Below are 22,715 nucleotides of genomic sequence, written 5' to 3'. Positions count from 1 at the left end.
CAACAAGCTTATTTTATGTCCATCAAAACAAGAAAATTCCACCGTCTGCTGGGGCTGGTCCTGCTGCTGCCGCTGTTCGGCTGGGCGCTGACCGGCGCGGTGTTCTTTGTCAAGCCGGGTTATCAGGGCGCCTATGAGCCGCTGGCGGTCAAGGCCCATCCGCTGGCGGAAGGGGTACAGATCCGCCCCGAGCCCCACTGGCGGCAGGTGCGGCTGGTCGACACCGTTCTGGGCTCGCATCTGCTGGTTACCACCGAAGGGCCACCGCTGCATCTGCAACCGGGCAGCCAGCAGCCCTTGCCGCCGCCGGACGAGGCGCAGTTACGGTTGCTGCTGCAGGACGCCGTCTCGGTCAACCCGGCCCGCTACGGCGACATTGTGGAGCTCGAAGGCAGCCGCACCCGCACCAGCACCGGGGGGAACCTCAGCCTGGACTGGAACACGCTCGGCTTGCGCCAGGAAGGGCGGGACACCCGGCTTATCAACGGCCTGTACCGGGTGCATTACCTGCAATGGCTGCCCTCGGCGGCGGCCAACCGGGTGCTGGGGCTGGCGGGTCTGGGACTGCTGCTGGCCATGGCGCTGGTAGGCCTCCGGCTTTGTTTTGGACGGAGAGGGTAGGTGGCGTCAGACTTCAATATTGCCGAGGCGGAATGGCAGCGCATGGTGGTACTGTTTCAGTAAGTACTGGCCAAGCACCAGGTACCCGAACAGGAAGCCCGAGATCTGTTCGACATAGTGGGCAGTACCAAGGCCGACATCGTAAGCCTTCCCGCCCAGTAGCCGCCTCTCGCCCGGGCCGGAGCAGTCCGGCCCGGATTATTCCGACTGCCTCGTATCCTTCTGTCAGCTTTTCGTCTCAGGCGGTGCCGGCCGCAGGTGCCAGCCGCCGCCGGGGTCGCCAGAACATCACCAGATTGCCGGCCAGGATCAGTGCCAGGCCGGCGAGCGCCGGGGCCGTCCAGCGGTAGCCTTCGAACAGGGTGGACAGCCCCAGGGCCACCAGCGGAAACAGCAGGGTGGTGTAGGCGGCGGGGCCGGGGCCGATGCGGCCCACCAGGGCGAAGTAGGCGCCAAAGCCCACCACCGAGCCGATGATGGCCAGGTAGAAGAGAGCACCCAGGTAACGGGGCGAGCTATCCAGTACCAGGGGCTGGCCGCTCGCCAGCACGATCAGCAGCATGGCCAGGGCGCCATAGCCCATGGCATAGGCGTTGGTGGACAGCAGGTCCAGCCCGCGGCGCTGGTGGCGCAGGCTCAGCATGTTGCCGAGGGAAAAGCCGTAGGTACCGAGCAGGGCCAGGCCCAGGCCGAGCAGCACGCCGGGGTTGAAGCCGTCGCGGTGGATGTCGGGCCAGAACAGGCACAGCATGCCCAGCCCCCCCAGGACGCCGGCGCCCAGCAGGCGACGGGTGATCGGCTGGTGGAAGAAGATCACCCCGTTCAGGGCGTTGAACAGCACCGCCGTGGAAAACACCACGGCGTTCAGGCCGCTGCTGATATGGCCGGTGGCGGTATAGAAGCAGTAGAAGTTCAGGCAGAATACGCACAGCCCCTGCAGGGCGCAAAACAGGTGATCCCGCCAGGCCAGGCGGTGCAGCCGGCGACAGAGGGCGAGTACCAGCAGCAGGGTGAGGGCGGCCAGGGCGAAACGGTAGAAGATGGAAACGGTTACCGGCACCTCGCCCAGCTGGAAGGCGATGGCCACCCAGGTGGTGCCCCAGATCAGCACGGTCAGCAGGTAAAGTATCAGGTTCATGGCGGTCCTCCTCGTGGAAAGACACCATCATGCCCGTCGGCACCGGCCCCGGGCGCCCGGGTTCTTGCGGCTGCCTTGCAGATTCTTGCGCTTTTTTGCCGGGGCGGGCCGCCGCCGGCTTGGTTCGGCCGCGCCGCCGCTATACCATCGAACAACATCGCCCGAGAGGAAACCCATGTCGTCCCGCTACCACGTTCACCACTGCCTGAGCCAGCACCAGGCCCAACTCAAGGACAGCGTCGATCTCGACGACGGCATCGCCCTGGCGCGCTGGTACAACGACGACGACTTCATCGAGCTGGAGCGGGCCGAGCACCATACCCTCAGCCTCTACGTGGCCGACGGCTACCAGTCTTACCGCAAAACCGGCGCCGGCTGGCACAACGGCGGGGCACCGGATCGCTTCTGCCTGATGCCGGGTCTGCACGAGTCAACCTGGGATATCCGGGGGCCGCTGGAATTCGTGCACCTCTACTTTACCGATGCCCATCTGCGCACCCTGGCCGAGCAGGTGTGGGACAAATCCCCCGCCGGCCTGCTGCTGGAGGAGCGCACCTTCGCCCAGGACGATCGCGTCAAGACGCTCTATCGCCAGTTCCTGCTGGCCAGCGACTGGCGGGACAACAGCGAGCGCCTGGCGCTCAGCAGCGCCGCCACCCTGCTGCTCACCCACCTGCTCAAGGGCTATACCCAGTACCGCTGGCAGGCGCCGGTGGTCAGGGGCGGCCTGTCGCCGGCCCAGTTACGGCGGGTAAAGGACTATATCGAGGCCCATCTGGATCAGCCGCTGCCGCTGCGGGTGCTGGCCGGGGAAGCCTGCCTGAGCGAATACCACTTCGCCCGCATGTTCAAGCAGTCCGAAGGGTTGCCGCCCCACCAGTATGTGCTGACCCGGCGCCTGCTCAGAGCCGAGCAGTTGCTGCGCCACAGCGCCTTGCCGCTCACCGAGGTCGCCCTGGCCTGCGGCTTCAGCTCCGCCAGCCACCTGGCCAACCGCTTCCGCCAGAGCCGGGGCATGGTGCCCTCCGCGCTGCGCGGCTAGGCGGACGGGGAAGATGGGGGTATTCCTGGCAGAAAACTGTCGCGAGGAGCGCTTCCTGGGTATTTAACCCCTGATTTCTATATGGAATTAGTACCAATCGAATCTTATTAATGCAATCCTGTGGTCTGCGGGTCCTGGCCCGTACGAAAGGGGGGCTGCCCCCGATGTTGATCCTCTCTATAAGGAGTATTGCAATGAGGTTGATGGGTATTGTTGTCGTTTCCGCCGTACTGGCCGGTTGTGCCGCCGATGGAGGGCGACAGGCACAGTCGGTTCCGGAGCCGGAATGCCATTATCCTACCGAGCCGGAGATCGCTGCCCTGTTCGAACGCTGGAACCAGTCCCTGCTAAGCGGAGATCCTGCCCTGGTGGTGGCCAATTACGCCGAGGACTCCATCCTGTTGCCCACGGTTTCCAACTTGCCACGGCTGACACCGGCGGAAAAAGAAGACTACTTCGCCCATTTCCTTGAGGATCGGCCCTCGGGTCGCATCGATCTGCGCCAGATTGAGCTGGGCTGTAACAGCGCCGTCGATGCTGGCCTCTACACCTTTACCTTCGCCCGCACCGGCGCCAGCGTCAGTGGCCGTTACAGCTACAGTTACCGCTGGGATGGCGGGCAATGGCTGATCTCCAGCCACCATTCCTCGAAAATGCCGGAAAGTCATTAATCGGCACCGCAGGAGCGCCCGCACACGCATCAATTCGTGTTTACGATAACTTCTGTTCACCGGCGAATGCCGGTGGCGGAATTCAGCCCGGTGTTCCGGCCGGGGGGGGCTTCTGTCTGGGGCCGCGATCGATGCGCACCCGGTCGCGGCCTTCGGCCTTGGCCCGGTACAGGGCTTCATCGGTGCGGCGCACTATCTGTTCCCAACTCTGCCCAGGGCCGCCGGCCACCCCGAAGCTTGCGCTGATGCTGAGGGTCTTGCCCTGAGGATCGATGCAGACGCGGTGGCGGCGAATGGCCAGGCGCAGACGACGGGCCAGCAAGGCGGCCTCGGGCAGGCTGTAGCCTTCTATCAGTACCGCGAATTCTTCCCCACCATAGCGGCACAGATGGTCGTCCTGGCGCAGCAGGGCGCTCATCAAGACGGCGATGTCCCGTAGCACCTGGTCGCCCACCGGGTGACCGTGACCATCGTTGATGGCCTTGAAATGATCGATGTCGATCAGGATGAGATGGGGGCAGTCCTGGCGCCGGTTGCTGGCGGCGGCTCGCTCGCCCAGTTGATCGAAGGCCCGGCGGTTGAGCAGACTGGTCAGGCCGTCGGTAAGGGCCAGTTGCTCCAGTTCCCGGGTGAGCCGCTCTCGCTCTCTCAACCGCTCCGATAGCATGGCGATGGCACTGAACAGCCGCCGGATCTCTCCGGGGTCGGTGGGCTTGGGCCGGGGCGTGCCGAGACCGCCGTCCGTCAGGGCGATGACGGCGTCGGCCGCCCGCAGCAGTGGGCCGAACAGATAAAGCTGCAGCGCCAGTACCAGACCTCCCACCAGTAGCAGGGCGAGCAGGGTGACCAGGCTTTCCATGGCCAACGCCCGCAGGGCCTGCTCCTCCCGCAGCTCAAACTCCCGGACCGTCAGGTTCAGCAGCAGCTCACGCAACTCTTCCAGAGGCTTCATGGTGGCCACGTAATACTCGGTAAAGACAACGGGATCCAGCGAGTAGACCTGGTTGTCCCGGTCTTCGTCGAGCAGTTGATCGATAAGGGGGAGCCCCTCCCCAAAGTAACGCAGCTCGGCCTCTTGGCGCTTGTTGCGGATCCTGGCCTCCATCGGCAGGGCTTCCGAACTCGGTTTGAGCAGCGCCCAGAGTTCAAGCAGGCGGCCCCGGGTGACCTGGCCTTCGATACGGTTGCGCAGGGGAACGGGCTCGTGTGCCGCCATGGGGGCGATCAGGTAGGAGCCGAGGCGGCCCGCGTATTCACGCAGGTTGCTCAGCATCATGGCCTTAAGCACGGGAGCGGTTAGGGAGTCATCCCGGCGCAGCAGCTCTGCCGCCTGCCACTGGATCAGGCCGAAATAGCTGTCCCAGGCGGTGAACATGGCATCGATGGCGGCCTGGATATCATCGTAAGTCCTTTGTTCCTGGGGCCTTGACGCCACCCGATCCACCTGAAGACGGGCCGCTTCGATACGGCCGTGGATGTCGGTGAGCAGGGTGGGAGGAAAGCCGCCCGATTCGAGTTCATCCAGGCGTTGATCGGCGAGGGTTCTCAGTTTGTCCAGCCTGACTCGTGCCTGTTCCCGCAACTCGATGGAGGCCGCCATGTAAGTATTGGCCGGGCCGCGTTCGGCGGAGATCAGGTTGGCCGCCTCGAAGATGGCGGCAAAGTGGCGGATGTCCTGCGCGTTTTGCTGGGCTTTGAGAAAACTGGTGACAGACTGATAGAAGGTGATGCTCGCCAGTATCATGACGCACAACGCCGCCACCAGTGCCATACACCAGAGTTTCCATTTAAGGCTGTCCCACAGGGGATATCGCATTTTGCTATCCGGCATGCTGTTTGGCCAACGACTGACTCCTGGGCTCCTTCTTCTGCCGCCTCTGAACTGCGATAAAGTCGGGGGTCAGGCGCCCAGCTCCGTCGCCAGTTGGTCCGCCACCTGCTCCCAGGCGGCACCCAGGGCGCGCACTAGGGCGGGATAGCCGTCGTCTTCCAGAATCTGTTCGGCGCTGAAGGCGGCCTGGGCCAGCAGGCGGCCGTTGCCGTCCAGCAACTGCCACTGGCCCTCGGCCAGGGCGATGCCGTCGAAGCGGCCCTGGAAGCGGGTAACCTGTATCCGCAGGTCGCGCACCGGGGCGCCCTCCAGCAGCGGCTGGCCGCGGCTCACCACCTGGGCCCGGGGCAGGGCGCGGCCGAGCCGTTCCTGCAATACCCGCTGCAACTGGCCGGCGATGTCCTCGGCCCAGAGGTGCTGGCGCGCCTGGTACACCTCGATGTCGTTCAACTGCATGACGATGCCTTCGCCGTCCAGGTGTCCGGCCAGCCGCACCGGCGCCACCTGGATGGCCAGGCGGTGCTCAAACTGCCGTTCCGGCACCGTGCTTGGCAACAGATAGCTGGTGGTGCCGGGCTGGCTGGCGGAGCAGCCGGCCAGGCCGAGCAGGGCAGCCAGCAGCAGGGTCGGCAGGGGGCGGGTGCTCATTCTCATTTCGGGGCCCTCGGTTGTGGGTCTTCGGTCAGTTTCTTGTCAAAGATCAGGGCGTTGGGCTGATCGCTCAGGGTTCGCACCACCGGCTGCAAGTCGCGCATCAGTCGCTCCAGCCTGGACAGCGTCTGGGTCAGTTCGTCGTAGCCCTGGGAGTCGGGAGCGAAGCCCTGCAGGGTGTCGCGCAGCTGGCGCAGGGTGGCGTTGGCGTTTTCCGGCAACTGGCCGGTGGCCGGATCGGCCAGCAGCGCATCCACCGAGGCGGCGATGCCGCTTACTTTCGCCATGGTCTGCTGGGTGGTGGCCAGGGTGTCGTTGAGGGTGCTCAATATCGGCTCCACTTCCAGGCTGTTCAGCTTGTCCAGCAGGTTGGATACCTTCTGCTCGATCTGGGCGAAGCTGCCGGAGGTGGTGGGAAACACCGGTCGTTCCACGAAGGTCATGCGCTGGAAGGGCACCACGTCCTGGTGGAAATTGAGATCCACGAACAGGGCGCCGGTCAGCAGGTTGCCGGCCTTGAGTGAGGCGCGCAGGCCGTTGGTGAACATCCGATCCAGCCGCCGGTACCACTGGTCGGTGTCGATCTCCTGCCGTTCTTCGTCGAAGCGCTGGGGCTCGATGTGGATCAGCACCGGAATGGCGAAGCGGCTGAGCGAGTCGGGCTGGGGGGCGCTGAAGTTCCAGGGCACGCTGACCACGGTACCGATGCGCACGCCGCGGTATTCCACCGGGGCGCCGGGGCTCAGGCCCCGCACCGTGTCGTCTACCAGCAGCACGTATTCCAGATACTGGTTGTAGCTGCCTTCGTAGGCGCTGTCCTCGTCCGGGAAAAGTACATAGCTGGCGCCCGGCTTGGCGGGACGCCCCATGGCGGCGTTGTCCGGTACCCCGAAGGTGACGCCGCCACCTATCAGGGATTCGAGCGATGCCACGTTGACCCTAAAGCCCTGGGAATCCAGCCGGACATCGACGCCGGATGCGGTCCAGAATCGGGTGGTGCTGGTGACCAGTACTTCGTAGGGCGACTGGATGTAGAGCTGGTGGCGCATTTCCCGTTTCTCGGGATCGAAATGGCTGTCTTCCACCCGACCCACGGTGTAGCCCTGGTAGGTGACGGGGTCACCGGTGGAGATGGCGTTGCCCACCTGGCTGGCCAGGGTGATGCGCAGCCCCGGGGCATCGGGGGAGGCCACCGGCGGCTGTTCCAGCACGGTGAAGGTGTTCTGCGACTGTTCGCCGCTGCCTGGCAGCAGTTGGATATAGGCGCCCGAGAGCACGGTGCCCAGGCCGCTGATCCCCTCCCGGCCGATGCGGGGTTTGACCACCCAGAAGCGGGTGTCGTCGTTGAGCATGGCTTCGGCCTGGGGGCTCATGCGGGCGGTGATTTCGGCGTGGCTGAGATCGTCCGACAGCGTGACTTTTTCCACCCTGCCCACTTCCACGTTGCGGGTCTTGATCAGGGTCTTGCCCGCTTCTATGCCCTCGGCGTTGTTCATGATCAGGGTGATGGAGGGCCCCAGCTTGCTGAGGTTGTCGTAGATCATCCAGGCGCCGATCAACACGGCCACCAGGGGCACTATCCAGATGGGCGAGAGGGAGCGTTGGGTCCGGCGTTGGGCACGCTGGCTGTCAGACATAATCGGATTCCTTGGAAGCGCTATGGGCGGCGGCGCTCGGCCGGCCGGAATATGGTTCGGGCGAGGCGCCGGCCCAGATGGCCCTGGGGTCGAACAGCATGGCGGCCAGCATGGTCAGCACCACCACGGCGGCAAAGGCCAGGGCACCGGGGCCGGGTTCGATGGACATCAGGGAGCCGCTGCGGATCAGCGCCACCAGAATGGCGACCACGAACACGTCCACCATGGACCAGCGGCCGATAAACTCGGTGACGCGATACAGTCGGATACGGGTCAGGCGGTCGAGCGGTTTGCGGCGTTGCCGTACCACATGGCACAGCCACAGCAGCGCCAGCATCTTGCTCACCGGCACTACCACGCTGGCGGTAAAGATGATAAAGGCGATGGGCCAGTCGCCGTGCTGAATAAACAACAGTACCCCGCCCATGATGGTGGAGGGCTGAGTGGTGCCGAGCGAAGTGGTGATCATGATGGGGTAGAGGTTGGCCGGCAGGTACATGATGAGCGAGGCGGCCAGCAGCGCCAGGGTGGCCTGGTTGTTCACGCCGCGATAGGGATGCAGCGGCTCGTCGCAGCGCAGGCAGCGGCCCTTGCCGCTTTCCGGCTGGCGGTTCACCAGGCCGCAGGTATGGCAGCCGGTCAGGCCCTGCTCGGTAGCGGTGATGCCGGTACGGCTGCCTTCCGGCGCCATCGGCTCCCGGTCGAGGGAAAACCACAGCCAGTCGTTGTCGATGGACTGGGTGGTCAGCAACAGCAGCAGGGCATAGGCGCATAAGGTCCAGAACGACAGGCCCAGCCCGATATGGGCCATGCCCATCACCTTGATCAGACTCACCAGGGTGCCGATCACGAAGACATCCGCCATCATCCAGGGGGTGACGTGGCGCAGGGTGCGGGCAATCTGGCGGCTGCGCGGCAACGGCCGGCGCAACAGTACCCCCAGGCACAGCCAAGCCACGGAGCTCAGGTAAATCGCCGGCAGCACGATCACCGTCAGCAGCACGCACAGGGCCACCAGCGGCTGGTGCAGGCCAATCAGGGTGAAGGCGGTTTCGGTCAGCTCTATCCGGTTGCCGATGCCGCTGATATCGAAACTGATAAAGGGAAAGGCAACCGACAGCCCCAGGGTGAACAGGGTGGCCAGGCTAAGCGCCAGGCTACGTTCGGCCGGGTTGGCATGACGGCGCACCAGGGTGTGGCCGCAGCGCGGGCATTCGGCTTTTTCTCCCGGCTTCAGCGGCGGCAATGCCACCAGCAGGTCGCACTCGTGGCAGGCGCGCAGACGGCGCCGGGACACGGAGTGACGCCGGTGCCGGTGGGTGTTGGCTGCCCTGTCGGGAGCGGGAGCCGTATTGTGTTCAGCCAATATGACCTTATACCTCTGAATACTGCCTGTGAGTGGTTGATACTACGACAATTTTGCCCGGTTAATAAAGCACAACCGGGGTCGGTACTCCGGTGTTTCTGGGGGCGGAGGAGCGGGTGGCCATGGCGATGTTCACCGGGTCGGTGGCGAGGCGTACGTTATTTTTGTCGACAATCCGTGCTGTTGACTTGACGGATGTTGACGCGTGATGAAAATGACGCCGCCCGAGCGTTGGAACGCGGCCTTGCTGCCGAGCCTCGGACTTAGCCCGTGCCGTCCCGGTGAGCTGGGTGAACAGGCCCTGATCCAGCGGCCCGACGCCGCCGTGTATCGGGCCGCTTTTTCTGCCAAAGATTTACCCATATCCATTTCAAACGGTTGTGTTTTCTCTATAATGCCTAGCTTGTTGCAATTTTAAGCCGTTTCCGGAAATTATTAATGACCCAAGCCAAAGCCATGACCCTGCTGCTGGTCGATGACAGCAGAGTAGCCCGTCTCAGCCTGATGCGTCAGTTGAAAAGCTTACCGCTGTCGCTGGATATCCTGGAAGCCGCGTCGGCCGATGAAGCCCAGGCGCTGATGCAGGAGCGGCAGGCCGACGTGGCGCTGATCGACTTCAACATGCCCGGGCGCGACGGCATCGAGCTGGCCAGCCTCTTTCGGCAGAGCCACCCGCAGATGAAACTGGCTCTGGTCACCGCCAATATCCAGGATGCCCTGGTGAAACGGGCCCAGGAGCTGGAGATGACGTTTCTGGCCAAACCCGCCAGCCTGGAAGGCCTGGCCCGTTTCTTAGAGGTAGCCGAATGACTCTAACCCTGACCGCCGATGAACATGATGTCATTGTTGAGCTGATGAACATTGGCGTCGGGCGGGCGGCCAGCGCGCTGTCGCAACTGGTTCAGGACGAGGTGCTGCTGTCGGTGCCCCAACTGCAGTTTTTGTCTCCGGCCGAGGCCAGGGATATTTTCTGCCGCTCCATGCCCGGCCTGCTGGCCGGCGTGATCCAGGGCTTCCGGGGTTTTATGAGCGGCCGGGCCGCGCTGTTGTTTCCCGAAGATCGCAGCCTGGAGCTGGTCCGGGCCATGCTGGGGGCGGATCTGTCCGCCGACGAGATTTCCGAGCTGGAGCAGGAAACCCTGGCCGAACTCGGCAATATCCTGCTCAATAATTGCCTGGCGACCCTGGCCAACCTGCTCCATCAGCAGATCCAGACCGACCTGCCCCAGGCGTTCAATGTCGATACCCCCCACTTGCTGAACCGGTTGTCGCTGGAAGCGGATGGCGACGACTCGATGATCATGCTGGTACAGATAGACTTCAGCCTGCGTGAAAGTGCCCTGCAGGGGTATCTGGCGTTCCTGATTGACGTCCATTCGGCGGATACCTTTATCGAGGCGTTGCGCTGTTATCTGGCCGAGCTCGAGTGAGGACAGCCGCCATGGATGCCGCTTTGAGCCGCGTGAACGGGTTGAGCATGATCACCCTGGATCATATCGAAAGCGGCGTCATGCTGCTGGATGGTGAGCGGCGGGTGCGGTTCTGGAACCATTGGCTGGAGCAGCACAGCGGCATTGCTGCCCAGAACGCGGTGGGGCGGCACCTGGAGCAATTGTTCAGCGACCCCTTGCCGGCGGTACTGCTGGATGCGGTACGCGATGCCTGTGAATACCGGCTGTCGCGGCTATTGTCCCACCAACTGCATCCGCAACTGCTGCCGTTGCGCCGCCAGGCACCGTCCGGGGTGGGCAGCCCGCTGTTTCACTCCATGCTGTTGCGGCCCCTGGCGGAAAGTGAAGGGCTGACCCTGGTGCAGTTGCTCGACACCACCAATGCGGTGCGGCGTGAGCGCCACCTGCGCGACAAGGAGCAGGCGCTGCGCAAGGTACACCAGACCCTGTCCGAAGAGAAACAGTTTATCGACACGGTATTGAAAACCATCAGCGCCCTGGTGGTGGTGACCGATACCTATGGCCGTATTATCAGCATCAATCGCAGCTGTGAGCAACAGACCGGTTTCAGCGAGGAAGAAGTGCTGGGCCAGCCGCTGAAGGTACTGTTCAGTATCGAGACCTTCAACAACCTGATCGACAGCCCCTGGCAGTATGACGAGCCCCGTCCCTTCACCTGCCGTATGCAGAGTGCGGCGGGGGAACTGATGCATATCCGCTGGACGGTAAAAAGCGTCGGCGATGCCGGCCACCCCCCCCGTTATCTGATTTATACCGGCCAGGACATCACCGAACGGGAACGGGCCGACGCCTTGCTGCGTCTGGAACGGGAGATCCTGGAAATGGCCACCGCCGGCGAGCAGCCGGACAAGACCCTGGATCATATCTGCCTGGCGCTGGAGCGCCAGCTGGAGCAATGCCGGGTGGCGGTGCTCCAGCTGGCGGCGGATGAGCGGCTGCTGGTCAACAACGGGCCCGGCTTGCCGGGCGATTTTGGCCCTCGCCTGGCCGCCCTGCAAACCGAAAGCATGCTGCGCGTTGTGCAGCCGGGGCTGCAAAGCGGCCGCCTGCAGGTATTCGTGGCCGAGGGCGCGGCGGCCCGCTGGCAGCCGTGGCTGGCGCTGGCCAGAGAGCATGACATGGCCGGCTGCTGGCTGATGCCTATTCACGCCAGTACGCATGCGCCCCAGAGTCTGCTGGCGGTGTTCCCCCGCCAGCATACCCATCCCTCGACGCACGAGCAGATGGTGATCCAGCGTATTGCTCACCTGACGGCGTTGATCCTGGAGCGTCACCTGCAGCAGGAGCGGATCCGCTATCTGGCCCTGCACGATTCCCTGACCGGCCTGGCCAACCGCAGCCTGCTCAACGAACAGCTGCTGCGCAGCATTCACCGGGGACGCAGGGAGCAGCAGCCATTCGCGTTGCTGTTTATCGATCTGGACGGTTTCAAGGCGCTCAACGACACCCATGGCCACGATGCGGGCGACGCCTACCTGGCCGCCCTCGGTCACCGCCTGAAAACCCATTTGCGGGCCACCGACTGTTGTGCCCGTACCGGTGGCGATGAATTCGTGGTGTTGCTGGAGGCGGTGGCCGATGAAACCTCGGCCCGGCGCATCGCCGAAACCGTATTGCGGCTGGTGTCCACCCCGCTGGACTGGAGCGGGCACGCCCTGCAGGTGTCGGCCTCCATCGGCATCGCGCTCTATCCGGAAGACGGCGACAGCGCCGATGCCCTGTTGACCCGGGCGGACAACGCCATGTACGGTGCCAAGGCCGGGGGCAAGGGCCGCATAGTCCGGCTGTGGGGATAAGCCCCCTGGTGTCAGGGGGGGAATATGCCCGCGGGATCGCTCCTGGCGGGCGCCGAGCAGCTGAACCGTCGGAGAGCGGGGGAGCAAGAATGATGGCACTGCCATGGCACTGCCGACAGGCAAGGGATGGCGATGGCTGTATACACCGAACGGGCACCCGGCCTGGCGCTGGAGCGCCCTGGGCGGGCTCGCACTGACCTTTGCCGCCGACGGCCTGACGCAGCTCGGCTTTGCCCACGGCAGCCTGTATCCGCCCGTCATCCTGCTGGCCCTTTTTACCGGCAGAATCGGCTTCGTGCTCGCCATTGCCCTGGCGGCCGCCGGGCTGACCGTGGCGGGCATCTTCCTTTCCCCGGCAGCGCCAGCGGATTTTTCACCTGTCTTCGTGCTGGCCAACCGGTTGCTGGCCCTGGCGGGCATCGGCCTGAGTTGCCTCCTTTCCGTCGTCATTATCCATTACCTGCGACAGCTACAGCCAGGCCATCTACGGCCTGGCCATCGGGCCCGGGGTCGGCTCCTGCGGCACCGCCATGTACCGGCGCCAGACGGTGATCGTGGAGGACATCGCGACCGATCCCCTGTGGGCGGCCTACAAGGAGCTGGCTCTGGCCCATGAGCTGCGGGCCTGCTGGTCCATGCCGGTGATGGACGGCGAGGGCCGGGTACTGGCCAGCTTTGCCCTCTATCACCATAACCCCAAGGCACCTACCGAGGCTGACCGTGCCCTGATCGGCCGTACCAGCCATATCGTCGGGCTGGCGCTGGAACGTCACCGGCAGGAAGCCGCCCTGCGCTCCCTGGAGGAACAGCTGCGTCATGCCCAGCGGGTGGAGGCCGTGGGCCAGTTGACCGGCGGTATCGCCCATGACTTCAACAACCTGCTGACGGTGATCCTGGGCAACGGCGAACTGCTGCAGGAGCAGCTGGCGCGGGAGCCGGCGCTGGCCGGGTTGGCGCAGATGATGGTGGCGGCCGCTCAGCGGGGGGCGGATCTGACTCATCGGCTGCTGGCCTTTGCCCGCCGTCAGGCGTTGGAGCCCAAGGTGATCCAGGTCAACGACCTGGTCGAGGGGATGCGCCCGCTGCTGACCCGCGCCCTGGGCCGGCATATCAGCATGGAACTGCGGCCGTCCACCGGGCTCGGGCCGGCGCTGGTGGATCCGGGCCAGCTGGAAAGCGCCCTGCTCAATCTGTGTATCAATGCCTGGGATGCGATGCCCGAAGGCGGGCGACTGACCCTGGAAACCGCCGATATCCGGCTGGACCAGGGCTATGCCGCCAGCCATGCTGAGGTGGCGCCCGGCAACTATGTGCTGCTGGCCGTGTCGGATACCGGCTGCGGCATTCCCCCCGAGCATCTGGGGCGGATTTTCGAGCCCTTCTTCACCACCAAGGAAAAGGGCAAGGGCTCGGGATTGGGCCTGTCTATGGTGTTCGGTTTTATCCGCCAGAGCAATGGCCACCGAGCCCGGTATCGGTACCCTGGTGAAGATGTATTTGCCCAGAGCCGACACCGGGGCCGTCACCGGGGCGACTGAGGAGGAGCCGGCGGATAACATGGTGCCGCTGCATCATGGTGGCAGCGAATGCATCCTGCTGGTGGAGGATGATGAGCTGGTGCGCCGGTATGCGGAGGAACAGCTGCTGGGCCTCGGCTTCAGGGTGCTGAGTGCCGGCAATGGCCATGATGCGCTGACCCTGCTGCAGCAAAGTGATGACATCGATTTGCTGTTTACCGATGTGGTGATGCCCGGCGGCATGGGGGGCGCCGGACTGGCTGCCAGGGCGAAAGGGTTCAGGCCGGGGATCAAGGTGCTGCTCACTTCGGGCTACACTGAGAATGCCATTGTTCGTCACGGTCGCCTGGACCGGGGGGGTTGCTGTTGGGTAAGCCATACCGGCGGGCGGAGCTGCTGGCGAAGGTTCGGCAGGCGATTGATCATTCATAACAAAGATGCACGGTTTCCTTATGAGCAAGACACGGTTATTAATCCTGGACGATGACCCCATGACGGGGCAGACCCTTGCGCGCATTGCCGAGTTCGCCGGGGCCGAAGTCCGGTTTACCACCAGCCCGGACGACTTTTTCCGGCTGGTGGAGGAATGGCAACCGAATACCATAGTGCTCGATCTGGTGATGCCCCAGATGGATGGGGTGCAGGTGATGTCGGCCCTGGCCGACAGGGGCTGCACCGCCCGCCTGATCATCAGCAGCGGGGTGGGCAGCCGGGTGCTGGACGCCGCCGGCCGCTCCGCCGCCGGGCATGGCCTCAATATTGCCGGCGTGCTGCCCAAGCCTTTTACACCCACGGAGTTCAGGGCCCTGCTGGCCGATGAGCCGCCGGCCGGCAGGGCCGGTGCGGGCACCGAGGCGGGGGGAGCAGCTCTGCGCCCGCCCAGCCTGGAAGATATGCGCCAGGCCCTGAGACGCGGCGATATCCATGTGGTCTACCAGCCCAAGGTGGCCTGTCGGAGTTCTGAGCTGACCGGTTTCGAAGTCCTGGCCCGCTGGCAGCATCCGGAGCTGGGGGCCATCGCCCCGGAGACCTTTATCGCCTTGGCCGAGTCGGGTGGGCTGATCGACGCTCTGACCGAGCAGGTACTGGAACTGGCCCTGCACTGGTTCGCCCGGCTGCACCGGGTGGACGGACCGCTGGCGGCGGTGCTGACCCCGGCCTCGCCCCTGAAGACACTGACCCTGTCTATCAATATCTCGGCCCGTTCCCTGGGCAACCCGGCCTTGTTCGAATGGCTGGAGCGCCGTTGCGAGGCGCTGGGGCTGGCGCCGGAGCGTTTGATCTTCGAACTGACCGAAACCAGTGCCATGGAGGATCCGGTTGCCTCCCTGGATATCCTGACCCGGTTGCGGATGAAAGGGTTCCAGCTGTCGCTGGATGATTTCGGTACCGGTTTTTCCTCCATGCTGCAGCTGGTCCGGCTGCCGTTTTCCGAGCTCAAGGTGGACAAGTCTTTCGTGATGACAGCCAGTCAGTCCCAGGAGTCGCGGGCGGTGATCAAGTCGGTGATCGAACTGGGGCACAGCCTGGGCCTGCAGGTGACGGCGGAAGGCATCGAGGATCTGGATACGCTCGGCTATTTACGGGATCAGGGGTGCGATCTGGCGCAGGGCTACCTGATCGCCCGCCCCATGGTAGAGGCGGAGCTGCTGGCCTGGATCCGGGACTACCAGACGCGCCGGGAAGCCGGGCGTTTGCAGAGCCTGCACGATATTCAGCTGCTGGATACTCCGCCGGAAGAGCGTTTCGACCGCCTGACCCGGCTGGCCAGGCGGCTGTTCGACATGCCGATTGTGCTGGTCAGCCTGGTAGATGAAAAGCGGCAGTGGTGCAAATCCCGGCAGGGGCTGGAGGTGGAGCAGACGCCGCGTGACATCTCCTTCTGTACCCACGCCATCGAGCAGAATGGGGTCTATGTGGTCGGGGATACCCTGGCCGATCCTGCTTACTCCGGCAATCCGCTGGTGACCGGCGAGCCTGGTATCCGATTCTATGCCGGTTGCCCATTGAGGGCGCCCGATGGAAACAAACTGGGCACCCTTTGCCTTATTGACAAGGTGCCCCGGCTGTTCGGTGAAAAGGACGTCGCCCTGCTGGCCGACCTGGCCTACCTGGTGGAGCGAGAGCTGACTGCCGATCGGGCCGCCGGTATCGATCACCTGACCGGACTGCTGAACCGGCAGGGGTTTGAGCTGGCGGCCGAAGAGGTGCTGGGCTTCTGTGCCCGCTGGGCGTTGCCGGCAGCCCTGCTGCTGCTGGATCTGAACGGGCTCAAGCGGTTCAGCGAACAGGGGGGGTATGAGGCCGGGGAGCAGGCCCAGGTGGTCTTTGCCGGTGTACTGCGGGAAGCGTTTCGGGAGTCGGATTTGAAGGCCCGGGTGCGGGGAGATGAATTTGCGGTGTTGCTGATCGATACCGGGCGGCAACAAACCGAACATGCTCTTGAACGCCTGGAGCAGCTGCTGGCGGTAGTTAATGCCGGCGGTTCGCTGTCCTTTCCCCTGAGCTATGAGCTGGGGGTGGAGGTGATCCGCCCCGATCGACAGGAAACGCTGTCCACCCTGTTGAACCGGATCGACAGCGGCAACCGGGGGCATACCACGGAGGAGCAGGGCTGAGCAGGTGAGGCTCAGCGGCGATAAGCAACAAAAAGCCCCGCCGCGGCGGGGCTGTTATCAGGGGAGGATCAGATCACCGCGGCGACGGCGTCGCACAGGGCGTCGATGTTCGACTTGGTGATGCCGGCCACACTGATACGGCCCGAGCCCACGATGTAGATGCCGAACTCGTTTTTCAGCCGCTCCACCTGCTCCTTGTTCAGGCCGGAGAAGGAGAACATGCCGTTCTGGCGGGCGATAAAGCTGAAGTCCTGATCCACGCCGCGGCTGGACAGTTTGTCCACCAGCAGGGTACGCATTTCCTGGATGCGGTCACGCATTTCGGCCAGCTCGTTCAGCCAGTCCTGGTACAGCTCCGGATCCTCGGCCACCAGGGCCACCACGGCGGCACCGTGAGAGGGCGGGTTGGAGTAGTTGGCTCGGATGATGGTTTTCACCTGGCTGAAGGCGGTGTCGGCCACGGCGGCGTCGGTGGCCACCAGGGTGAAGGCGCCCACCCGCTCGTTGTACAGGCCGAAATTCTTGGAGAAGGAGCTGGCGATCAGCAGTTCCTGGTTGTGTTCGGCGAATACCCGCAGGCCGTAGGCGTCTTCTTCAATGCCCTTGGCGAAACCCTGGTAGGCGAAGTCGAACAGTGGCAGCCAGCCTTTCTCGGCGGACAACTTGGCCAGTTGTTGCCATTGCTCCGCGGTGGGATCGATGCCGGTGGGGTTGTGGCAGCAACCGTGCAGCAGCACCACGTCGCCGGCCTTGGCCTGGGCCAGATCGGCCAGCATGGCGTCGAAGTCCAGATCCTTGGTCTCGGCGTTGTAGTAGCCGTATTCCTTCACGTCCAGGCCGGCGGCGGTAAACACGGCGCGGTGATTGGCCCAGGTGGGGTTGGAGATCCAGATGGTGCCTGCGTCGAGCTGGCGGGCGATGAATTCACCGGCGATGCGCAGGGCTCCGGTGCCACCCGGAGCCTGGGCGGTGCGGGCGCGTCTGGCTTCGGTCACGGCGGAGCCGGTGCCGAACAGCAACTGCTGCACCACGCGGCCATAGGCCTCGGTGCCTTCAATGCTGAGGTAGTTCTTGGTGGTCTGCTCCTGCACCAGACGGGCTTCGGCTTTTTTCACGCAGCGCAGTACCGGGGTCTGGCCGGCTTCGTCTTTGTAGATGCCCACACCCAGGTTGATTTTGTCGGTACGGGGATCTTTGCGGAACGCATCGGTAAGGCCCAGGATGGGATCGGCAGGGGCGGCGGTGACCTTCTCGAACATGGTAGTGTTAATTCCTTGTGATGATAAACATGGTCCGGGTCGCAGGCTGCGACAGCCCCTAGTTATAACACTTGCGCCCCCATTAAAAAATGGCTTTCACCGGGGAATTTGTGCCCGGGCTTTCAGTGCCGGATGCACCAGCAGCCAGTAGCTGGACAGGGCCAGCCAGGTGCACAGGGTCATCACCAGCGCCATGGGCAGGGCCGAGGGAGCGTGGCTGGCATTGACCGCGAAGGCAGCCACCGCCCCCAGGCCGAAACGGGTGGTGCCGGCCAGGGCCGAGGCGGTACCGGCGGTCTCCGGAAAATGGCTGAGCAGACCGGCCATGGCATTGGCGCCGATCAGGCTGATCTGGGCGATCAGCACCATGATCGGCAGCACTATGCCCCAGAGACCGCCCAGGCCGGTGGCGGCATTGAATATCAGCACCAGGGCGGCCAGGGCCGCCATGGTGAGCCCCACCTTGAGCAGGCGGTCGCTGCCGAGGCGTTTTACCAGCCGGCTGTTGCCGAAGGTGAGCACCATCATCAGCAGAATGTTCATGCCGAACAACAGGCCGTAGTGCTGGGCCGGGACCCCGAACAGCTCGATATAGACCAGCGGCGAGCCGGAGATAAAGGCGAACATGGAGGCGGTGGTGAGCGCGCCGCACAGGATATAGCCCAAGGCCGCCCGGTGGCTCAGTACCTTGCCGTAGTTGCGCAGTATGGGCAGCAGCCGGAACGGCTGGCGCAGCTCGGGCTTGAGGGTTTCCGGGATCTTGATGGCCAGGGTGATGCTGACCAGGGCGCCGATGGCCGCCAGCAGCACGAAGATGCCGTGCCAGTGGGCCACCAGCAGCAGGTAACCGCCGATAATGGGGGCGAGCAGGGGGGCCAGGGTCATTACCAGGATTACCATGGACATCACCCGGGCGAACATGTCCCGATCGAACATGTCCCTCAACAGGGCGTTGAGCACCACGGAACCGGCCGCGCCGCCGATGGCCTGCAGCAGGCGAAAGGCCATCAGCGTTTCTATGCTGTCGGCAAAGGCACATCCCAGGCTGGCCAGGGTAAAGAGCGCCAGTCCGCCCAGCATCACCGGCTTGCGGCCGACGCTGTCGGCCAGGGGACCGTAGAACAGCTGGCCCAGGGCGAAACCGGCCAGGAACACGCTGATGGTGAGCTGGGCCTGGGCCACTGGCACGCCGAGATCCCGGGCGATGGTGGGCAGGCTCGGCAGGTACATGTCGATGGCGAGCGGGGTCAGGCCGGCGAGGCTCGCCAGCAGTAAAAGCAGGGAAAGGGGCAGACCCATGTGGAGATTCCAACGGTAACAAGTGTAACCAATTTAAACATGATAACCATTATCATGCAAAAGATGTCCGCCTCAGAAGCGGTTTGAGTTCTGCCGTACTCGGCCAAAGCGCATTGCCCCGCCAACCGCCAGGTGCGCAGCGTGTCGGTGGCCCTGTTGCCGCTGCGCTGGGGGGAGCAGCAGGCAGCCTTGCCGAGATCGTAAACAGGCTCTTAGGGGCGGTAGGGGTAGATATGCAGCCGGGGAATGAGCGGCCCCTCGGTGATGCTGGCCTCGCGCCGTTTGCGGATGGTGGCCGGGGGATAGTCTCCGAGCGGAGTCACCGCCGGCAGCTCGTCCTGGCACAGGATAAGGGGCAGGTGGGCCTTGACCTGTTGCTGGCGGGGTTTTATCTCCTCGCACCAGCGCACATTGACCATGGGATGGGTCTTGACCGGCCGGCGCAGGCGCAGCTCCACTCCCGGCGGCAGTCGTTTCACGTCGTAAATTTCCCGATCCACGCATTGCAGCCAGGTCCGGGCGTCGACCAGGGGCGGGGGTTTCTGCCGGGATTCGGTGAGCTGCCCGACCAACTGGTCCTTGTCGATTTTCTGGATGATCTGCTTGTTGGCCCAGGTAAAGCCCAGCCGCGAAGCCGGACGGGGCAGCAGCACCAACTGGCGGTAGACCTGCAGGGTGACGAGGCCGGGCAGGGTGTCGTGCACCAGGGTGAACTTCTTGTCGCGGCCTTCGGCCTCCTGTACCTGGGCGCGAAACTGCAGCTTGAGCCGGTTGATTTCGGCCACCAGGGGATCGAGCTGCTGCCGGCATGCCGCCGGCAGCAGCAGGTAGCCGGGCAGGCGGAAACTGGCCTTGGCCGAACAGTCGGGGCGGATATACCACTGGCGGTAGCCGTCGAGGGCGGCGGCGACCGCCTCGCCGCCATCGAGCCGGGCCACCCGGATGTGGGTGACGGGCTCATGCTCCTGGCCGGTGGCCACGTCGGGCAAGGGGAAACAGCCGGCCTGGAGCGGTGCACCGGCCGCCTGGGTGATGACTTCGGACAATGCCGCCAGGGCGGACTCCAGCTCGGAGAAGGTATGGCGCAGCCTTGCGGCAAGAGTGAACATGGTTTATGCCAACATACTTGGGATGCCTTTGAATCTAGCAGGCTGTCCGCATCGATGCAAGGACTGGCGGCCGGAACACGGCGGCAAACCAGAGCTTGTGTGGGCAGGTTGTCCTTTATTTTACATAATACTCCTTGTGGCGAAGTATGGATTTTAGAAAGCCCCGATTTATTAAGAACCTGTTGACGATCTCTGCAAGGCAGCCTGCTCCCCCCGCAAAGAGGCACCAGCGCTACCGACACGCCTCAAGCTCATCCCCGTGATGGCTGGCGGAGGCAATCCCTGTTGCCTCTTTCAAGCTCCAATGCCGTCTGATGGTTGCGCCAGCAAGTGGCACTGGTGCTGATGGGGAGGGCGAAGGGTACTTTCTGTTGCAGGGATGAAACAGAGAGCGTACATGGGACGAGCATGCTCGTCGTGACGAAACGGCGAGTGTCATGTCTCATCGCGTGTCGGCGGAGCAGTGCGCTTTGGCCGAGAACAAAAGATCGTAAACAGGTCCTAACAAAGAGGAGCCGGTCAAGTCAAAGTTGACCGGCTCCTCTTCAGGGGGCGTGCTTACTTATGCCGCGCTTTCAGCTTGTTGACCACGTCGGTCAGTTCAAGGCCTTCCTGCTGCAGCAGCACGGTGAGGTGGTAGAGCAAGTCGGCGGACTCGCTGACCAGCTCCTCGTGGTCGTGCACCGTGGCGGCGAGTGCCGTTTCCACCCCTTCCTCGCCCACCTTCTGGGCGATGCGCTTGGTGCCCCTGGCGTAGAGGCTGGCGGTGTAGCTGGTGGCCGGATCCGCGCCCTTGCGGCTGGCCAGCACCTGCTCCAGCTCGGCGAGGAAGCTCAAGGACGGCAACTGCTGGTCGTTGAAGCAGGACACATTGCCCAGGTGGCAGGTGGGGCCGATGGGCTCCACCATCGCCAGCAGGGTGTCCTGGTCACAGTCGGTGCTGAGGTCGCGCAACTGCAGCACATGGCCCGAGGTCTCGCCCTTGGTCCACAGCCGGTTCTTGGTGCGGCTGAAGAAGGTGACCTGGCCGGTTTCCTGGGTTTTGGCCAGGGCGTCCTTGTTCATGTAGCCCAGCATCAGCACCCGGCCACTGTGGCAGTCCTGGACGATGGCCGGCATCAGGCCGTCGACCTTGTCCCAGTCCAGTTGGTTGGCGTCAATCACGGATCACCACTCCTTCTTGCTTGAGGTATTGCTTGAGATCACCGATATCGATGATGCCCTTGTGGAACACCGATGCCGCCAGGGCCCCGTCCACGTCCGCCTGCAGGAAGGCGTCGCGAAAATGCACCATCTCGCCGGCGCCGCCGGAGGCGATGAGCGGCACCTGGCACAGGGCACGCACCCGCAGCAGTTGCTCGATGTCGTAACCCTGGCGCACCCCGTCCTGGTTCATCACGTTGAGCACGATTTCGCCCGCGCCGCGTCGCTGCACCTCTTCCACCCAGTCGAAGGTGCTCCATTGGGTCACCTGGGTGCGGCTCTCGTCGCCGGTGAACTGGTGCACCTGATACTGGCCGGTGGCCTCGTCATAGTAGGAGTCGATGCCGACCACGATGCACTGCACGCCGAAGGTGTCCGCCAGCTCGGTGATGAGGGCCGGATTGGCCAGGGCCGGGGAGTTGATGGAGATCTTGTCGGCGCCGAATTCCAGGATGCGGGCCGCGTCCTCGATGGACTTGATGCCGCCGGCCACGCAGAAGGGGATGTCGATCACTTCCGCCACCCGGCTGACCCAGCTCTTGTCCACCACCCGCTCTTGGCTGGAGGCGGTGATGTCGTAGAACACCAGCTCGTCGGCGCCCTCGGCGGCGTAGCGCTCGGCCAGCGGCACTATGTCGCCGATGATCTCGTGGTTGCGGAATTTCACGCCCTTGACCACCTGGCCGTCTTTCACGTCCAGGCAGGGGATTATGCGTCTTGCCAGCATGAAATGGCCTCCTTGACGGTGAACTTGCCTTCGAGCAGGGAACGGCCCAGGATCACCCCGGCCACGCCGGTGCCCTTGAGCGCCTCTATGTCATCGATATTGCCGATGCCGCCCGAAGCCTGCCAGAGGATGGTGGGGTAGCGGGCGGCCAGCTCCCGGTACAGGGCCACGTTGGAGCCGGACAGGGTGCCGTCCTTGGAGATGTCGGTGCACAGCACGTGGCACAGGCCGGCGGGCAGGTAGTGCTCGAGCAGGGCCTCGATGGTGATGCCGCTGTCCTGCTGCCAACCGGCGATGGCGATCTTCTTCTCGCCCTCGGGGGTGATGTTGATGTCGAGTGCCAGCACGATGCGCTCGGGGCCGTACTGCTTGATCCAGCCAGCCACCAGCTCCGGGTTTTTCACCGCGGTGGAGCCGATCACCACCCGCTGGGCGCCGATGTCGAGCAGGTCCTTCACGTCCTGCTCGGTGCGGATGCCGCCGCCGATCTGCACCGGCACGGCGGTGTTTTCAATCAAGGAGCGGATAACGTCCAGCTGGCGGCGGGAGCTGTCCTTGGCGCCGTCGAGATCCACCAGGTGCAGTTGGGTCGCGCCTTCGGCCACATAGAGGTCGAAGCGCTCCTGGGGCGAGGCGGTGTATTCGGTCTTCTGCTGGTAGTCGCCCTGGTACAGGCGCACCACCTTGCCACCGATCAGATCTATTGCAGGGATAATCATGGGTTATGGCTCCAGGAAAATGTCCGCTGTTGGGCACCT

The 22,715-nt window shown here is 64.1% G+C and carries 21 protein-coding genes; 10 read left to right on the top strand and 11 right to left on the bottom strand.

Annotation, left to right across the window (positions count from 1 at the left end):
* The first annotated feature begins 15 nt into the window (after positions 1–15).
* Complete coding sequence (locus ACEVBK_RS10720) at positions 16–621, top strand: PepSY domain-containing protein (protein WP_375054941.1); 606 nt, start codon at positions 16–18, stop codon at positions 619–621.
* 238 nt (positions 622–859) lie between these two features.
* Here ACEVBK_RS10720 and ACEVBK_RS10715 read toward each other — a convergent pair whose 3' ends face one another.
* Positions 860–1,759 carry a DMT family transporter gene (locus ACEVBK_RS10715; protein WP_375054940.1) on the bottom strand — a complete coding sequence of 300 codons (900 nt, stop codon included), beginning with the start codon at positions 1,757–1,759 and terminating at the stop codon, positions 860–862.
* Positions 1,760–1,934: 175 nt separating this feature from the next.
* On the opposite strand from ACEVBK_RS10715, the gene ACEVBK_RS10710 reads away from it, so the two are divergent.
* Both ACEVBK_RS10710 and ACEVBK_RS10705 read left to right on the top strand, forming a co-directional pair.
* Positions 1,935–2,801 (top strand): helix-turn-helix domain-containing protein, encoded by an 867-nt coding sequence (locus ACEVBK_RS10710; protein ID WP_375054939.1) that lies wholly within the window; start codon positions 1,935–1,937, stop codon positions 2,799–2,801.
* Between the two features lie 194 nt (positions 2,802–2,995).
* Positions 2,996–3,472: a DUF4440 domain-containing protein gene (locus ACEVBK_RS10705; protein ID WP_375054938.1), complete on the top strand. Its 477-nt coding sequence runs from the start codon at positions 2,996–2,998 to the stop codon at positions 3,470–3,472.
* Between the two features lie 82 nt (positions 3,473–3,554).
* On the opposite strand, the gene ACEVBK_RS10700 is transcribed toward ACEVBK_RS10705, so the two are convergent.
* The 4 genes from ACEVBK_RS10700 to ACEVBK_RS10685 form a co-directional block, all read right to left on the bottom strand.
* Positions 3,555–5,288 (bottom strand): diguanylate cyclase, encoded by a 1,734-nt coding sequence (locus tag ACEVBK_RS10700; protein ID WP_375054937.1) that lies wholly within the window; start codon positions 5,286–5,288, stop codon positions 3,555–3,557.
* 84 nt (positions 5,289–5,372) lie between these two features.
* Positions 5,373–5,951: a membrane integrity-associated transporter subunit PqiC gene (locus ACEVBK_RS10695; RefSeq protein ID WP_375054936.1), complete on the bottom strand. Its 579-nt coding sequence runs from the start codon at positions 5,949–5,951 to the stop codon at positions 5,373–5,375.
* Between the two features lie 2 nt (positions 5,952–5,953).
* Positions 5,954–7,591: an intermembrane transport protein PqiB gene (pqiB, locus tag ACEVBK_RS10690; RefSeq protein ID WP_375054935.1), complete on the bottom strand. Its 1,638-nt coding sequence runs from the start codon at positions 7,589–7,591 to the stop codon at positions 5,954–5,956.
* Complete coding sequence (locus ACEVBK_RS10685; protein ID WP_375054934.1) at positions 7,584–8,957, bottom strand: PqiA/YebS family transporter subunit; 1,374 nt, start codon at positions 8,955–8,957, stop codon at positions 7,584–7,586. Before ACEVBK_RS10685 ends, pqiB begins: the two co-directional genes overlap by 8 nt.
* Before the next feature lie 438 nt (positions 8,958–9,395).
* Between ACEVBK_RS10685 and ACEVBK_RS10680 the strand changes: the two genes are divergently transcribed.
* From ACEVBK_RS10680 to ACEVBK_RS10650, 7 genes are all read left to right on the top strand, one after another.
* Complete coding sequence (locus ACEVBK_RS10680) at positions 9,396–9,767, top strand: response regulator transcription factor (RefSeq protein ID WP_375054933.1); 372 nt, start codon at positions 9,396–9,398, stop codon at positions 9,765–9,767.
* Positions 9,764–10,387: a chemotaxis protein CheC gene (locus ACEVBK_RS10675; protein ID WP_375054932.1), complete on the top strand. Its 624-nt coding sequence runs from the start codon at positions 9,764–9,766 to the stop codon at positions 10,385–10,387. The genes ACEVBK_RS10680 and ACEVBK_RS10675 overlap by 4 nt, the downstream gene beginning before the upstream one ends.
* An 11-nt stretch (positions 10,388–10,398) precedes the next feature.
* Complete coding sequence (locus ACEVBK_RS10670; RefSeq protein ID WP_375054931.1) at positions 10,399–12,225, top strand: diguanylate cyclase domain-containing protein; 1,827 nt, start codon at positions 10,399–10,401, stop codon at positions 12,223–12,225.
* A 103-nt stretch (positions 12,226–12,328) separates the two neighbouring features.
* On the top strand, positions 12,329–12,841 hold the full coding sequence (locus ACEVBK_RS10665) for a hypothetical protein (RefSeq protein WP_375054930.1): 513 nt from the start codon (positions 12,329–12,331) through the stop codon (positions 12,839–12,841).
* Positions 12,723–13,763 carry an ATP-binding protein gene (locus ACEVBK_RS10660; protein WP_375058547.1) on the top strand — a complete coding sequence of 347 codons (1,041 nt, stop codon included), beginning with the start codon at positions 12,723–12,725 and terminating at the stop codon, positions 13,761–13,763. The genes ACEVBK_RS10665 and ACEVBK_RS10660 overlap by 119 nt, the downstream gene beginning before the upstream one ends.
* Positions 13,717–14,229: a response regulator gene (locus ACEVBK_RS10655; protein WP_375054929.1), complete on the top strand. Its 513-nt coding sequence runs from the start codon at positions 13,717–13,719 to the stop codon at positions 14,227–14,229. The genes ACEVBK_RS10660 and ACEVBK_RS10655 overlap by 47 nt, the downstream gene beginning before the upstream one ends.
* Positions 14,195–16,360 carry an EAL domain-containing protein gene (locus tag ACEVBK_RS10650; protein WP_375054928.1) on the top strand — a complete coding sequence of 722 codons (2,166 nt, stop codon included), beginning with the start codon at positions 14,195–14,197 and terminating at the stop codon, positions 16,358–16,360. Before ACEVBK_RS10655 ends, ACEVBK_RS10650 begins: the two co-directional genes overlap by 35 nt.
* 68 nt (positions 16,361–16,428) lie before the next feature.
* Here ACEVBK_RS10650 and ACEVBK_RS10645 read toward each other — a convergent pair whose 3' ends face one another.
* From ACEVBK_RS10645 to hisA, 6 genes are all read right to left on the bottom strand, one after another.
* Positions 16,429–17,619 carry an amino acid aminotransferase gene (locus ACEVBK_RS10645; RefSeq protein WP_375054927.1) on the bottom strand — a complete coding sequence of 397 codons (1,191 nt, stop codon included), beginning with the start codon at positions 17,617–17,619 and terminating at the stop codon, positions 16,429–16,431.
* Between the two features lie 96 nt (positions 17,620–17,715).
* Complete coding sequence (locus ACEVBK_RS10640) at positions 17,716–18,918, bottom strand: Bcr/CflA family multidrug efflux MFS transporter (protein WP_375054926.1); 1,203 nt, start codon at positions 18,916–18,918, stop codon at positions 17,716–17,718.
* Between the two features lie 212 nt (positions 18,919–19,130).
* Positions 19,131–20,027 carry a DNA replication terminus site-binding protein gene (locus ACEVBK_RS10635; RefSeq protein ID WP_375054925.1) on the bottom strand — a complete coding sequence of 299 codons (897 nt, stop codon included), beginning with the start codon at positions 20,025–20,027 and terminating at the stop codon, positions 19,131–19,133.
* Positions 20,028–20,585: 558 nt separating this feature from the next.
* Positions 20,586–21,191: a bifunctional phosphoribosyl-AMP cyclohydrolase/phosphoribosyl-ATP diphosphatase HisIE gene (hisIE, locus tag ACEVBK_RS10630; protein WP_375054924.1), complete on the bottom strand. Its 606-nt coding sequence runs from the start codon at positions 21,189–21,191 to the stop codon at positions 20,586–20,588.
* The gene (gene hisF, locus ACEVBK_RS10625) at positions 21,184–21,957 is read right to left on the bottom strand and encodes an imidazole glycerol phosphate synthase subunit HisF (protein ID WP_375054923.1); all 774 of its coding nucleotides are present in this window, start codon (positions 21,955–21,957) and stop codon (positions 21,184–21,186) included. The genes hisIE and hisF overlap by 8 nt, the downstream gene beginning before the upstream one ends.
* Positions 21,939–22,676 (bottom strand): 1-(5-phosphoribosyl)-5-[(5-phosphoribosylamino)methylideneamino]imidazole-4-carboxamide isomerase, encoded by a 738-nt coding sequence (gene hisA, locus ACEVBK_RS10620; RefSeq protein WP_375054922.1) that lies wholly within the window; start codon positions 22,674–22,676, stop codon positions 21,939–21,941. The genes hisF and hisA overlap by 19 nt, the downstream gene beginning before the upstream one ends.
* Positions 22,677–22,715: the final 39 nt, after the last annotated feature.

It is taken from the genome of Zobellella sp. DQSA1 (genome assembly GCF_041950555.1).
GTDB lineage: Bacteria > Pseudomonadota > Gammaproteobacteria > Enterobacterales > Aeromonadaceae > Oceanimonas.
The sequence above is the reverse complement of the archived record's forward strand: the minus strand, read 5'-3'. Positions and strand labels throughout refer to the sequence as shown.